Raw genomic sequence first — 13239 nt, 5'->3', positions numbered from 1 at the left:
CTGAAAGCAAAAACGGCCTGTCATCAGCGGATCGCAACGAAACTTTAACCATCCGCTCGCAATGGTTCTCGCAAGCGAAGTTGGAGAGATGGGCATGGCTGCGAAAACGGATATCGAACTTGCGCTGACCGAACTCGAGGCCGGCAAATTTTCCTTCCGCATGGTCGAAGCCATCACGAACCATGTGACGGCGCTTGAAAACGATCTTGCGCGCGTGAACGAAACGAATGAGAGCGCCGCCAGAATGCTGCGCGAGCAGGAATATACGATTTCGCGTCTCGAGGGCGAGCTGCGCAAGGTGAATGCGCGGGTGCATGCGCTCGTGAAGGCGAATGCGCTGTCCGAAGCGGCCCTGCGCGCGGCGAAGCGCGGCGCGGCTGTGCTGAGCGACGTTTCCGTGATCGCGGGCGAGCAGGCCGTCGCCTTGTCGAAGAAGACCGCCGCCTGGCTTTCGACCATCGATCTGGCCGCCGAATTCGAAAGGGCGAAATCCTATCCGGCGACCCAAAAGGCGCAGGCTGCGATCGCGAATTTCGATCCGCAGGCCGAGTGGAGGAAGCTGCAGTCGCATCCTTTGACGGATAAAGCGTCGCGCGAGCTTCATGCGGCTTGGCTTAAGGCGGAGGAATATTTGCCTGTCGTGCAGAAGCAGTTGGCTGCGCTTGTCGAGAAATCGACGGACTTCATCGCCAATCTGAACAAGAAAAGCGTGTAAGGAGCATTCAGAGAAAACGGCGTCAGCGCCGCCGACGCCAGGAAACGGTGTCAACGCCGCAGCGATTGCCTGCGATCATTTCGACGCCTAAGCTTCGCGCGCCTTTTATGCGCGGAGCTTTTCGGAATGGCGCTTTTTTCGTGCCCTTTTTGCGACCGGGCATCGCTGTCGATTCTATGCGAGAATGACCTCGCCTTTGCGATCCGGGACAAATTTCCCGTAAGGCCGCTTCACAGTCTGATTCTCCCCAAGCGTCACGCGGCGGATATTTTCGACACGGTTTCGGAGGAGCGCGAAGCCATCCACCGACTCGCCGAAACATTGCGAGGCGACATCATGCGCGAAGACCCCAGCGTTGGCGGGTTCAATTTTGGCTCGAATATTGGCGCGGTCGCGGGACAGAAGATCCCGCATGCGCATCTCCACCTGATACCGCGCCGTTCCGGCGATACGCCGCCCCCTGCGGCGCGCCACGATTAGACGGGCGAGGCTTTTTCGGCCGCCGCCAGTCCGGCCGCTTTATAGCCCGAGCGTATCGATCCCTCGATCGTCGCCGGCAAGCCGGTTGCGGTCCAGTCTCCGGCAAGGAAGAGATTGCCCCATTGCGTCTTCGCTTGCGGCCGCCGCGCTTCCTGAGCGGGCGTCGCGGCGAAGGTCGCGCGTTTTTCCTTCACGATCTGCCAGGCGGGCAGGCCGCATGTCAGGCCGGCGGCGGTCGCGACTTCTTCCCATATCTTTGCGGCCAGTTCCTCGCGGGGCGCGTCCATCAGCCGGTCGGCGCCGGAGATCGTCACCGAGAGGCGATCCTCGAAAGCGAAGAGCCATTCGGAAAGCGCGCCCACCATGCCGAGCAGCAAGGACTGCCCCGCCGGCGGCGCGATCTTGAAATGGACATTGAGAATGGCCCGGTGGTCGTCGGGCGCGACGAGGCCGGGGACGAGCTCCTGCGCAATCCAGGCTGGAGCCGCGAGCACGACCCGGTCTTCGGTTTCAACGGCAATCTCTTCGTCGCTGAATCGCAACCCGGCGACGCGGGCGCCGTCAAAAACGATTTCTTTCAACCGCGCGCCGAAACGCGGCTCGATCCCCTGCGACCGCAACTTGCGCAAAGCCGGCTCGATGAAGGCGTGGCCGAGTCCGCCCTTGGCGACGAGCGGCCGGCAAGCGGACCCGCCCGCCGCGAGCGTCTCGCGCAGCACGGCGCCTGCGAGCGTCGCCGAGGCGACGCTCGGCTCGATATTGAGCGCGGAGAGCATCACCGGGCGCCAGAGCTTCTCCCAGAGCGACCCCTCGCAACGCATCGTCTCGCCAATGGTCGCGCCGTTCTTCGCGAAAAGCAGCCTGCCGGCGTCGAGATAATCGAGCGGCCCCGTGCCGGGCACGCGGCGGTCGGCGAAGAAAATCCACCACGGGATTTGCGAAGCGTTGGGCCTCAGCTTCCAGCGCTGGCCCGTCCCATAATCGAGAAAGTCGAATTCGCATTCTTCGGGGCCGACCAGCGCGTCGCTCGCGCCGATGCGCGCGCCGTAATCGCGCGCGGCCATATTGCCGGAGAGCAGCAGATGATTGCCATTGTCGATCACGAGATCGAGCGTCGCGTCGAAATAGGAGCGGCAGCGGCCGCCCGCCATGCGCGCGGCTTCGTAGATCGCGACGCGCTTGCCCTCGTCGGCGAGGCGCACGGCGCAGGAGAGGCCGGCGAGCCCCGCGCCGATAATGTAAACCGTTCCGCTCACAGGAAAGCGTGTCGAACGAGGGCGCCGATGAGTTTCAAACGCGACATGCTCACCGGCGCGCGCGGCGGGGAAAAGCCGCGTTCGGTCAGTCGCTCGAGGATGGAGCGATAACCCGCGGCCATGAGATAGGGCGCCTTCACGGCGTTTTTCGGCAGGCCGGCCATGACGAGGTCGGCCTGTTCGAAATGCTCGCGCGCGCGGTTCATCACCGGCGCGCAGACCTGATCGAGCGCCGGATTCGACAGGACGGCGTGCGGCGCGTGGCTGGGGACGCCGGCCTCCGCCAGCGCTTCGCGCGGGAGATAGAGGCGTCCCCGCGCGGCGTCCTCGTCGAGATCGCGCAGAATGTTGGTGAGCTGAAGCGCGCGGCCGAGATGATAGGCGAGAAGCTTCGGCGCCGTCGGCAATTCGGCCTCGTCCTCCTCGACCATGCCGAAGGCGCGCACGGAGAGCCGCCCGACCGCGCTGGCGACGCGGTCGCAATAAAGTTCGAGCTTCTCCCAATCGGGCGCGCAGATGTCTTCTTCGACATCCATCGCCATGCCGTCGATGATCGCCTCGAAATCCGCGCGGTCGAGTTTGAAGCGGCGCACAGGCTCGGCGAGAAAGGCGCTGCGCGGACGTATGCGGCCGGCGTAAAGCTCGTCGAGATCGTAGCGCCACCGGTCGAGCGCCTCGCGGCGCGCGTCGCGATCGCCCTCGTCATCGGCGATGTCGTCGACTGCCCGACAGAAAGCGTAAATGGCGTACATCGCGTCGCGGCGCGCGGGTTCGAGGATCCGCATCGCGAGATAGAACGAACTTTTGACGGCGACGCCCTGCGTTTTCAACGGTGCGGCGTCGGTGAGGGATTGCATGGTCATTGCATTGCGTCCGCGATTTTACGGCGGGGGCGGATGACGCGCCGCAGGAGCGCGCCGACGGCGCCCTGCGCGCCCGCGAGCGCGAAGCCGGCCTTGCCGGCGTGAACCTTGTCGCGGAGCGGATCGGTGGTTTTCAGCCGTCCGACGAGCTTCTCCGCGAGCGCCTGAATGGCGCCGACCTCCATGGCGAGCCGCGTATCGTCGATGAGATCGGCGAAGCCGCGCGACTGGTCGAGAAGGCCGGCGGTCTTTTCGTTGAGGTCGCGGATCGCGGCGAGGAGAGGGGCGGGCGCGCGCGGCTCCCGGAGCATCTCCACCGCGCCGCCATGGGCGGCGAGCGCCTCGGCCGTGACATAGACGCGGTCGAGATCGCGATAGTCCTTTCCGCAATCCTGCAAATGATTGATCACCTGCAGCGCGGCGCAGAGCGCGTCATTTGCTTCCCACACGCGCGCCGGGTCCTCGCCATGCACGTCGCAGACGAAGCGGCCGACGGGCATCGCCGAATAGCGGCAATAGTCGATGAGATCGTCCCAGTCGCGATAGCGCAGATAGGTCACGTCGCGCATGAAGGCGGTGATGAGGTCGCGCGCATGCTGCGGGTCGAGCTTGCGCGTCTTGCATTCCTCGCGCAGCCGCGCCGCGACGGGCTCGTCCAGGCCGCGCGCCATCAGGGCGTTGTCGAGCCGCTCCAGAAGATCGAGCTTCTCCTGCGCTTTGAGCGTCGCATGGTCGGAAATGTCGTCCGCCGCCCGCACGAAATCGTAGAAGGCCATGATTGGCGCGCGATATTGCGGCGCGATCAGGACCGAGGCGACGGGAAAGTTCTCGTCGCGATGCGTCTTGCCCGAACTCGTTTCGGCAATGTCGATCATTTGTCTTCGTCGCCTTCAGTTTCAGGCGGGCGCCTGGTAGCGGCCTTTCCATTCGCCGCCGCGCCCGCGCATATGGCGCCAGGCGGAAAGCGCGGTAAACCACGTATAGCACGCCGCGACCGCCGGCAAAGCCAAGGCCCTCGCCCATGACAGGCCGTAAAAGCGCAGACTCGGCATATAGGCCTGCGCCATGATCAGCCATGTGACGAGCCCGATCTCCCGCGCGGGCGATGGCCCAAGGAATGTAAGGAGCGGCGGCGCCAGATAGACGACGACCATGCCGAAAATCGCCCCCGCCAGTTCGAGCGGCGAATAATGGAGCTGCGCATAGGCCGAGCGTGTGACCATCCGCTCAATATCGGCGAGATGAGGGTAGGGGCGCAGGCTGAACGCGTCGTCAGTGAGGCCGAGCCAGATCGGGCCCTGGCTTTTCATGAGGACGCCGAGCGCGCAGTCGTCGATCAGCGCGCCGCGGATCGCGGGCAATCCCCCGGCCTCCGCAAGCGCGTCGGGGCGAACCAGCATCACGCCGCCCGCCGCGCCCGCGACCTTGCTTTCCGGGTCGTTCACCGAACGGAAGGGGTAGAGCATCTGGAAGAAGAAGACGAAGGCCGGAATGAACCATTTCTCGGCCGGGCTCTCGCAGCGAAGCTTGACCATCAGCGACGACAGCGCCGCGCCGCGCGCTGTCGCGCCGGCGACGAGGCGCGCGAGCGTCGGCGGGGCGAAGGCGATGTCCGCGTCGCAGAATAAAACGAAATCAGGCTGTTTTTCGAGGCCGCGGACATAAGTGAAGCCGCGATGCATGGCGGCGATCTTGCCTGTCCATCCGTCTGTCGGCCCGTCGGAGCGCAGGACGGTGAGGCGCTCGGCCGCGCCGAGCTCAGCCGCTTTGGCGCGGGCGACGTCGCCGGTGCCGTCCGCGCTTTCGTCATCGACGAGCACGACGTCGAAGCGGCCGGGAAAGTCCTGTCTCAGGAGGGAGGCGACGCTTGTCGCGATGACCTCGGCCTCGTCGCGCGCGGGGACGATGGCGACGACGTGAGACCCTGCCGGGACGACGGCGCCCGGCGGCGCAAATTTGCGGTCATGCTCGGTCAGTCGCCAGAAGCCTCCGTTGAAAATAAGGAGATACAGCCAGGCGGCCAAGCTGGCGAGGGCGAGAAGGGTCGAAACCATGACGCCCGTTTAGAGCAAGTTCCCCCCGCTTGCCAGAGCGCCTCCTCAATCGCGAGGCCGCCAGCCGCGCTCCGTGCGGACATAGCTGCGCTTCACGGCCGCCCAGGCGATGCGGTGCGCGGCTTCCTCCTGCCTTGGATCGCCCTCATGGTCTGCGAAAGCGCGGTTGAAGGCGGCCCGAAAAATATCCTGCGCATGGGACGGGAGCAGGCGCTGAAGGTTCTCGGGCAGGTCGGCATTGGTCTCGTAAGGCATATCTGCCTCCAAAGGCATTGTTTTCGCCAAAAGACGCCCCACAATGGCGGCGTCCGAATGCGCGCGCTTCGCGCAATCCGCCCCTTGGTCACAAGGAGAAGCGATCATGTTCTATATTGCTGTTTTGCTTTTTCTCGGCGTCGTTGCGGCGCGTTGGGCGTCTTGGCGCGAAGCGGAGCGGCATGGCGACACCGTCTCCACCCGCCGCTGGGAGATTTCGGTCTTCTACCGGGACGACGAGTTCATCGGCTGGGTGACGAGCGGCGCGCCTTCGCTCGACGGCTATGCGCGCGTGCTCGCGCCCTTCGACTTCGCCCTCTTCGTCTGCCTGACCGGCGCGCTCGCCGCCGCCTCGCTTGCGGCCGCCGAAGCGCTTCACTTCCCTCAGAGCGGCCGCTGGGTCCTCGTCCTCATCCCGCTGGCTTACGGCGCCGCCGATTTCGTCGAGGACCGGATCCTGCTGCGCCTGATCGCGGCGGGCGGCGCAAGTCAGTCGGAGGTTCTCGGGTTGAAGAAAGCGACTTTGATGAAGTTCGTCACATTGGGGGCGGCGGTCGGCCAGACGCTGATCCTGCTTTTATGGCTGGTCGTCGCCTGAGCGCCTGCGTCAGGAGCCCTCGATTTCCGAGACGATCTCGACGGCCGCCGCGCGCGGATCGGCCGCGCGCGTGATGGGACGGCCGACGACAATATGATCCGCGGTAGCTGAAATCGCCTGCGCCGGCGTCATGACGCGCTTCTGGTCGCCGGCGTCGGCGCCGGCGGGGCGCACGCCCGGCGTGACCAGCAACATGCCGGGTCCGACGAGGGGGCGGATGGTCGAAAGCTCCATCGGCGAAAGGATGAGCCCGTCGATCCCGGCGGCCTTCGCCTGTCCGGCGCGGCGCGCGACGAGATCGGCGACGCCATAGGCGTAGCCCGCCGCCGCAAGGTCCGCGTCGTCATAGGAGGTCATGACCGTGACGGCCAGGAGCTTCAGATCGCCCGCTCCGGCGCGGGCGGCGGCCATGGTTTGCGGATAGGCGTGGACGGTGAGGAAATCCATACCCATCCGCGCGATCTGACGGGTCGCCCGTTCGACGGTCGCGCCGATGTCGTGCAGCTTCAGATCGATGAAGACGCGCTTGCCCTGATCTTTCAGCTCCCGCGCCAGCGTGAGCCCGCCGCCATAGGCCAGCTCCATGCCGATCTTGTAGAAGGAGACGGCGTCGCCGAGCGTCGCCACCAGCGCGCGCGCCGCCTCGACGGATTCGACGTCGAGGGCGACGATCAACCGGTCGCGGGCGAGTCCGTTCGGCATGTTTAAGGTTTTCCGCCGTGGCCGGCCTTGCGATAGCGCCAGACGCGCGCGGGCGGGATGTTCATGATGATCGGCGCAGAGCCCTTGCCGACATAAGAGCCGCTGAGGCCATGCGCATGGATCGGCATGGGCGAGACGGCGAGGCCGTAAGTGAACTGGATGTAGAGACCCTCGTCGCCCATCAGTTCGAAGGCCTGATGCAGAAGCTCGACGCGGTCGCGCTCGGGGCGCACGAGCAGGGGAAGGCTCGAAACGATGGCGGCGACCTGCCCGTCGATCTTGCCGTCGAGCGTCTTTTTCAACGCATAGGCGTCGCCTTGCACGACGTTCACGCCGGGATAGCGCTCCGCGAGCATGTGGCAGAAACGCGTCTCATATTCGACCAGCACCAGCCGCTCCGGCGGGACGCCGCGCGCCAGCAGCGCCTTGGTGACCGGGCCGGTGCCGGGGCCAAGCTCCACGATGGGGCCGTCGCGGGAGAGGTCGACAAAGCCCGCCATGCATTTGGCGAGCGCCGGGCCGGAGGGCTGCACCGCGCCGATGAGCCGCGGGTTCTCGATCCATTGCTTGATGAAGCGGGCGCTGTCGGCGAGCGAGCTTTTGGCGTTCTGCAAAGGCGGCTTCCCTGAATTGGCTTCTGTCGGCCATGTCACGCAAACGGCCCCGCTGCCGGGGCCGAAAAGTCGAGAATAGGGGACCCGTGTGACAAAGACAACGCGGGGCGCGTCAACGCAAAGTCTATCGGCGGCGGCGCGTATCGAAATATGCGGTCAGAAGCAGGATGAGTTGCTCTTCCAGGCGCGCTTCGAATCCGGCCGGCGCATGCCCTTCGAGCAGCGTCCGTATTGGACCGACGAGGGCGCTGAATGCGATTGCGCTCGTCATGGCCGGCTCGTCGAAATCCGCGTCCGGCGCGCTCGCCAGCATATCCGCGATCGCAGCCACAATGCGTTTGTGCATGCGAGCGACCAATTCTGGCCCGCCCCGCTCTTCGGCGACCGCATAAAGCGCCTTCGATTCCTCGGGTGCGCGCAGCTTCGCCGCAAGGAATGCCGTGACGAGGGCCGCCGCCATTTGCGGAACCGGCTTGCCCCGATGGGCGCGGCAGGCGCGGTCCACGGCGCCGGCGACGCCGTCCAGATGCTTTTCCAGCACGGCGGCGAGCAGCGCGTCGCGATTCGGAAAATATTGATAGAGACTGCCGACCGACATGCCCGCGCGCTCGGCGATGCGGGTCGTCGTGCAGCGGCTCAAGCCCTCCCGGGTCAAAACCTGAATGGCTGCGACGCGCAGAGTCTCGACGGTGGCCGAGGAGCGCGCCTGAACCGGGGATTTTCTTGGCCTTAGGCCGGGGACGACGGCGCTCATGCAATGCGAATTCCGGAAAATGCGGGCCCTTCGTATTCTCGCAGGCGACGTATGAAGCGAGGATCAAGAAGATGACTGGCGAATTCGCTCTCGGCGACCGCAATGTGAGACGGCTCGGATATGGCGCGATGCAGCTTGCGGGCCGCGGCGTCTTCGGACCCCCCAAGGATCGGGACGCGGCGGTGGCCGTTCTGCGGGAAGCCGTCGCCTCCGGCGTGAACCATATCGACACGAGCGACTATTATGGCCCGCATGTCACCAACCGGCTGATCCGCGAGGCGCTGCATCCCTATCCCGACGGACTCGTCATCGTCACCAAAATAGGGGCCCGGCGCGGCGCGGACCGTTCGTGGCTTCCGGCCTTCTCCCGCGACGATCTGGTTCAGGCCGTGCATGACAATCTGCGCAATCTTGGCCTCGATGCGCTCGAGGTAGTGAATTTCCGCGCCATGTTCAGCGATCATGGTCCCGCCGAAGGCTCTATCGAGGCGCCGCTCACGGTTCTCGCGGAGTTGCAGCGGCAGGGTCTGATTCGACATATCGGCCTCAGCAATGTCACGCCTGCGCAGATCGAGGAAGGCCGTCGCATCTGCGAAATCGTCTGCGTGCAGAACCACTATAATCTCGCGCACCGGGCTGACGACGCGTTGATCGACAATCTCGCCGCAGACGGCGTCGCCTATGCGCCGTTCTTTCCGCTCGGCGGATTCACGCCCCTGCAATCCTCTATTTTATCGGGGGTCGCACAGAATCTCGGCGCGTCGCCGATGCAGGTCGCGCTCGCATGGCTGCTTCGGCGGGCGCCCAATATCCTGCTGATTCCCGGCACCTCGTCCATCGCACATTTGCGGGAGAACCTCGCCGCCGCCGAACTCGAACTCTCCGACGAGACCCTATCCGCCCTGGACGGCGTCGCCGCAAGCGTCGGCTCCAGCTGAGCGCGATCAGTTGGAGACGGTTTCCGCCGCCGGCTCTATTTCACGCGTTTCCCTTATCCGCGTTTACACCGGGAGAGACGCTGAACGGCGGCTATCCCCCGAACAAATCCTTCATCCGCGCGAAGAAGCCGTGCTCTTCCGGATGCGTCTCATGTGAGGATTCCTTCTCGAACTCCTCGAGCAGCTCCTTTTGCCGCTTGGTGAGCTTTTGCGGCGTCTCGACGGAAAGCTGCACATGCAGATCGCCGTGGTCGCGGCCGCGCAGCACGGGCATGCCCTTGCCCTTGGCCTTGATCTGCTTGCCGGACTGGGAGCCTTCGGGAACCTTCAGCTTGATTTCGGAGCCGTCCAGCGCATGGACCCGGATTTCGCCGCCGAGCGCGGCGCGAACCATGGAGATCGGCACGCGGCAATAGAGGTCCGCGCCGTCGCGCTGGAAGAAGGGATGCGGCTTCACCGAAAGGAAGATGTAGAGATCGCCGGGCGGGCCGCCGCGCACCCCCGCTTCGCCTTCGCCCGCGAGGCGGATGCGGGTGCCGTCTTCGACGCCCGGCGGGACATTGACGGAGAGCGAGCGCTCCACCGTCTTGCGGCCCGAGCCCGAGCAGGACGGGCAGGGATTGTCGATCGTCTCGCCGCGTCCGCCGCATGTGGGGCAGGTGCGCTCGATGGCGAAGAAGCCCTGCTGCGCGCGCACGCGGCCATGTCCGGCGCAGGTGGTGCAGGTCTTGGGCTTGGAGCCCTTCTTGGCGCCCGTGCCCGAGCAGGCCTCGCAGGTCGCCGAGGTCGGGATCTTCAGCGAGGCGGTCTTGCCGTGATAGGCCTCCTCGAGCGTGATCTCCATATTGTAGCGCAGGTCCGAACCACGCTCGCGCCCGCCCGAGCGGCCGCGCCGGCCCATCACGTCGCCGAAGAGATCCTCGAAAATGTCCGCCATGGAGGCGCCGAAGCCTTCCGAGGAGGAGAAACCGCCCATGCCGCCGCCCTGTTCGAAGGCCGCGTGGCCGAAACGGTCATAGGCGGATCGCTTCTGCGGATCGCAGAGGCACTGATAGGCCTCGTTCAGCTCCTTGAAGCGCGCCTCCGCTTCCGTATCGCCGGGATGGCGGTCGGGATGGCACTGCATCGCCATCTTTCGGAAGGCGATCTTCAGCTCCGTTTCCGTGACGGTGCGGGTGACGCCGAGGACTTCGTAATAATCGCGTTTGGACATGGTCAATCTTGGGTTGGTCCCTGCGGTGCGCCGCCTAGCGTCTCTCCAGCCACCTGATAGATAAGTTCGAGGCGCTCGAGTAAAGCCGACACGTCGGTCCTGACTGTTTGCCAGATGACGCGAAAGTCGAGGTCGTAATAGCCATGCGCAATGCGATTGCGCAAACCAACCATATGTTGGTACGGCAGGTCTGGGTGGAGGGCCAGGAACGCCTCGTGATCTCGCTTCAGCCGCGAGGCCGCCTCGCCGATGACGATAAGGCTCATCGCCACCGCTTGTTGCGTACGGAGATCATGCAGAAATTCCTGCTCTTGCATGCCTTCGATGAACGAGGTCGCCCGACGGCTCGCCTGCAACATCTGGTCCAGAACCAGGAAAACATCTCGCTCTCTCATATCGGCGCGGCCTCGGAGAGCACCTTGGCGCGAATGCGCAGGGGCAACTCGCCCGGCGTCAGCAAATCCACGCGCACGCTGAGGATTTTCTCGAGATCCAATTGCAAGCCGCAGAGCTCGAAAAGCGTCGCGCCCGGAAGCGCGTCGACGAGAATATCGATATCGCTGCCTTCCTCGTCGTCCCCATGCAGCACAGAGCCGAAGACGCGCGGATTGGCGGTCCGGTAGCGGCCCACCGCCGCCCGGATCGCTTCGCGATTCATCTCCAGCGCCTCCGAGGGTTTCATGGCTTTCCGGTCGTCTCCGCGCCGCCTGAACGCAACGAAACCCGGCGTTTTCACGCCGGGCTTCCGTTGGCTAACGCATTAGGCCGCTCAAGGCCAGCCCAGCTTACTTCTTGTCGTCGCCGACATCCTTGAACTCGGCGTCGATCACGTCGTCCTTCGGGGCCTCGCTTGCGCCGGCGCCGGAGGCGTCGGCCTGCTGGGCCTTGTACATCGCCTCGCCGAGCTTCATCGAGACCTGGGCCAGTTCGTTGGTCTTGGCCTTGATGGTTTCGACATTGTCGCCCTCGAGGGCGGTCTTCAGCGACGCGATGGCCGCTTCGATCGCGCTCTTGTCGGCGCCGGAGACCTTGTCGCCGTAATCCGCGACAGCCTTCTCGGCCGTGTGGATCGCGGCTTCGCCATGGTTCCTGGCGTCGACCAGCTCGCGGCGGGCCTTGTCCTCGGCGGCGTGCAGCTCGGCATCCTTGACCATCTTGTCGATGTCGGCGTCGCTCAAGCCGCCCGAGGCCTGGATGCGGATCTGCTGCTCCTTATTGGTGGCCTTGTCCTTCGCCGTGACGTTCACGATGCCGTTGGCGTCGATGTCGAAGGTCACCTCGATCTGCGGCATGCCGCGCGGGGCCGGCGGAATGCCCATCAGGTCGAACTGGCCAAGCAGCTTGTTGTCCTGCGCCATTTCGCGTTCGCCCTGGAAGACGCGGATGGTTACGGCCTGCTGATTGTCCTCGGCGGTCGAGAACACCTGGCTCTTCTTGGTCGGGATGGTCGTGTTGCGGTCGATGAGGCGCGTGAACACGCCGCCGAGCGTCTCGATGCCGAGCGACAGCGGGGTCACGTCGAGCAGCAGCACGTCCTTCACGTCGCCCTGCAGAACGCCCGCCTGGACTGCCGCGCCGATGGCGACGACCTCGTCCGGATTGACGCCCTTATGGGGCTCCTTGCCGAAGAACTGCTTCACGACTTCCTGCACCTTCGGCATGCGGGTCATGCCGCCGACGAGCACCACTTCGTCGATCTCGGCGGCCGTCAGGCCCGCGTCCTTGAGCGCCTTGCGGCAGGGCTCGACGGTGCGCTGGATCAGATCGTCGACCAGGGCCTCGAACTTGGCGCGCGTCAGCTTCAGGGTCAGATGCTTCGGACCCGTGGCGTCGGCGGTGATGTAGGGCAGGTTGATCTCGGTCTGCGTCGCCGAAGACAGCTCGATCTTGGCCTTCTCCGCGGCTTCCTTCAGGCGTTGCAGGGCGAGCTTGTCCTTCGTGAGGTCGATGCCCTGCTCCTTCTTGAACTCGGCCGCCAGATATTCGACGACGCGGTTGTCGAAGTCCTCGCCGCCGAGGAAAGTGTCGCCATTCGTCGACTTCACCTCGAAGACGCCGTCGCCGATCTCGAGGATCGACACGTCGAAGGTGCCGCCGCCGAGGTCGTAGACCGCAATGGTGCCCGTCTGCTTCTTGTCGAGGCCATAGGCCAGCGCCGCCGCCGTCGGCTCGTTGATGATTCGCAGAACTTCGAGGCCCGCGATCTTGCCGGCGTCCTTGGTCGCCTGACGCTGCGCGTCGTTGAAATAGGCGGGGACCGTGATGACCGCCTGCGTGACGGTGGCGCCAAGATAGGCTTCCGCCGTCTCCTTCATCTTCTGCAGGATGAAGGCCGAAATCTGCGAGGGCGAATATTGCTTGCCGGCGGCTTCCACCCAGGCGTCGCCATTATTCGCCTTGACGATATGGTAGGGAACGAGGCCGATGTCCTTCTTGGTCATCGGATCTTCGAAAGTGCGGCCGATCAGGCGCTTGATGGCGAAGAAGGTCTTATCGGGGTTCGTCACCGCCTGACGCTTCGCCGGCTGGCCCACAAGACGCTCGCCGTCATCCGTGAAGGCGACGATCGAGGGCGTGGTGCGCGCGCCTTCCGCATTTTCAATGACTTTGGGGCTCGACCCTTCCATAACGGCCACGCAGGAATTGGTCGTGCCGAGGTCGATGCCGATAATTTTGGCCATTAGAGCTTCCTTTCGCTTTCGAATCCGGACCCCGAAGCGGTCCTATCGACGCCCTGGGACAGCGGCTCGCCATGAGCCCGCCGCGCGATCCTTGAGGCGCTTTCGTTTCCCAAGAT

16 protein-coding genes are annotated in these 13239 nt (G+C 64.9%); 4 read left to right on the top strand and 12 right to left on the bottom strand.

What is annotated here, in order from left to right; all coding sequences use genetic code 11:
* Positions 1 to 94 precede the first annotated feature (94 nt).
* Positions 95 to 715 (top strand): hypothetical protein, encoded by a 621-nt coding sequence (locus MMG94_RS08540; protein ID WP_026016168.1) that lies wholly within the window; start codon positions 95 to 97, stop codon positions 713 to 715.
* Positions 716 to 841: 126 nt separating this feature from the next.
* Positions 842 to 1195: an HIT family protein gene (locus MMG94_RS08535; RefSeq protein WP_016919457.1), complete on the top strand. Its 354-nt coding sequence runs from the start codon at positions 842 to 844 to the stop codon at positions 1193 to 1195.
* Here the strand turns inward: MMG94_RS08535 and hpnE are convergent.
* Genes hpnE through MMG94_RS08510 form a run of 5 tightly spaced genes read right to left on the bottom strand, consistent with a single transcriptional unit; the run spans position 1192 to position 5623 of the window.
* The gene (hpnE, locus tag MMG94_RS08530; RefSeq protein ID WP_016919456.1) at positions 1192 to 2451 is read right to left on the bottom strand and encodes a hydroxysqualene dehydroxylase HpnE; all 1260 of its coding nucleotides are present in this window, start codon (positions 2449 to 2451) and stop codon (positions 1192 to 1194) included. The two genes, MMG94_RS08535 and hpnE, sit on opposite strands and share 4 nt — an antisense overlap.
* Positions 2448 to 3314: a presqualene diphosphate synthase HpnD gene (gene hpnD / locus MMG94_RS08525; protein ID WP_016919455.1), complete on the bottom strand. Its 867-nt coding sequence runs from the start codon at positions 3312 to 3314 to the stop codon at positions 2448 to 2450. Before hpnD ends, hpnE begins: the two co-directional genes overlap by 4 nt.
* Positions 3311 to 4189 (bottom strand): squalene synthase HpnC, encoded by an 879-nt coding sequence (gene hpnC, locus MMG94_RS08520; protein ID WP_016919454.1) that lies wholly within the window; start codon positions 4187 to 4189, stop codon positions 3311 to 3313. Before hpnC ends, hpnD begins: the two co-directional genes overlap by 4 nt.
* Positions 4190 to 4210: 21 nt before the next feature.
* Positions 4211 to 5368, bottom strand: a complete 1158-nt coding sequence (locus MMG94_RS08515) for a glycosyltransferase (protein ID WP_016919453.1) — start codon at positions 5366 to 5368, stop codon at positions 4211 to 4213.
* Positions 5369 to 5413: 45 nt separating this feature from the next.
* Positions 5414 to 5623, bottom strand: coding sequence for a ChaB family protein (locus MMG94_RS08510; protein WP_016919452.1), 210 nt, complete (start codon positions 5621 to 5623; stop codon positions 5414 to 5416).
* 106 nt (positions 5624 to 5729) lie between these two features.
* Between MMG94_RS08510 and MMG94_RS08505 the strand changes: the two genes are divergently transcribed.
* A complete protein-coding gene (locus tag MMG94_RS08505; RefSeq protein ID WP_020372430.1) occupies positions 5730 to 6221 on the top strand; it encodes a hypothetical protein in 492 nt (163 codons plus the stop codon).
* A 9-nt stretch (positions 6222 to 6230) separates the two neighbouring features.
* Here MMG94_RS08505 and pyrF read toward each other — a convergent pair whose 3' ends face one another.
* The 3 genes from pyrF to MMG94_RS08490 form a co-directional block, all read right to left on the bottom strand.
* A complete protein-coding gene (gene pyrF / locus MMG94_RS08500; protein WP_016919450.1) occupies positions 6231 to 6923 on the bottom strand; it encodes an orotidine-5'-phosphate decarboxylase in 693 nt (230 codons plus the stop codon).
* 2 nt (positions 6924 to 6925) lie between these two features.
* The gene (locus MMG94_RS08495; protein WP_016919449.1) at positions 6926 to 7537 is read right to left on the bottom strand and encodes a class I SAM-dependent methyltransferase; all 612 of its coding nucleotides are present in this window, start codon (positions 7535 to 7537) and stop codon (positions 6926 to 6928) included.
* Between the two features lie 124 nt (positions 7538 to 7661).
* Positions 7662 to 8291 carry a TetR/AcrR family transcriptional regulator gene (locus MMG94_RS08490; protein ID WP_016919448.1) on the bottom strand — a complete coding sequence of 210 codons (630 nt, stop codon included), beginning with the start codon at positions 8289 to 8291 and terminating at the stop codon, positions 7662 to 7664.
* A 71-nt stretch (positions 8292 to 8362) separates the two neighbouring features.
* Between MMG94_RS08490 and MMG94_RS08485 the strand changes: the two genes are divergently transcribed.
* Positions 8363 to 9229: an aldo/keto reductase family oxidoreductase gene (locus MMG94_RS08485; RefSeq protein WP_026016166.1), complete on the top strand. Its 867-nt coding sequence runs from the start codon at positions 8363 to 8365 to the stop codon at positions 9227 to 9229.
* 91 nt (positions 9230 to 9320) lie between these two features.
* Here MMG94_RS08485 and dnaJ read toward each other — a convergent pair whose 3' ends face one another.
* The 4 genes from dnaJ to dnaK form a co-directional block, all read right to left on the bottom strand.
* Positions 9321 to 10442: a molecular chaperone DnaJ gene (gene dnaJ, locus MMG94_RS08480; RefSeq protein WP_016919446.1), complete on the bottom strand. Its 1122-nt coding sequence runs from the start codon at positions 10440 to 10442 to the stop codon at positions 9321 to 9323.
* A gap of 2 nt (positions 10443 to 10444) precedes the next feature.
* On the bottom strand, positions 10445 to 10837 hold the full coding sequence (locus MMG94_RS08475) for a HepT-like ribonuclease domain-containing protein (protein ID WP_016919445.1): 393 nt from the start codon (positions 10835 to 10837) through the stop codon (positions 10445 to 10447).
* Positions 10834 to 11124: a nucleotidyltransferase family protein gene (locus tag MMG94_RS08470; protein ID WP_016919444.1), complete on the bottom strand. Its 291-nt coding sequence runs from the start codon at positions 11122 to 11124 to the stop codon at positions 10834 to 10836. Before MMG94_RS08470 ends, MMG94_RS08475 begins: the two co-directional genes overlap by 4 nt.
* 103 nt (positions 11125 to 11227) lie before the next feature.
* Positions 11228 to 13123, bottom strand: a complete 1896-nt coding sequence (gene dnaK / locus MMG94_RS08465; RefSeq protein WP_016919443.1) for a molecular chaperone DnaK — start codon at positions 13121 to 13123, stop codon at positions 11228 to 11230.
* Between the last annotated feature and the right edge of the window lie 116 nt (positions 13124 to 13239).

Origin of the sequence: Methylocystis parvus OBBP, from assembly GCF_027571405.1 — a bacterium.
GTDB classification, from domain to species: domain Bacteria; phylum Pseudomonadota; class Alphaproteobacteria; order Rhizobiales; family Beijerinckiaceae; genus Methylocystis; species Methylocystis parva.
This window is presented reverse-complemented; position numbering and strand designations above follow the sequence as displayed.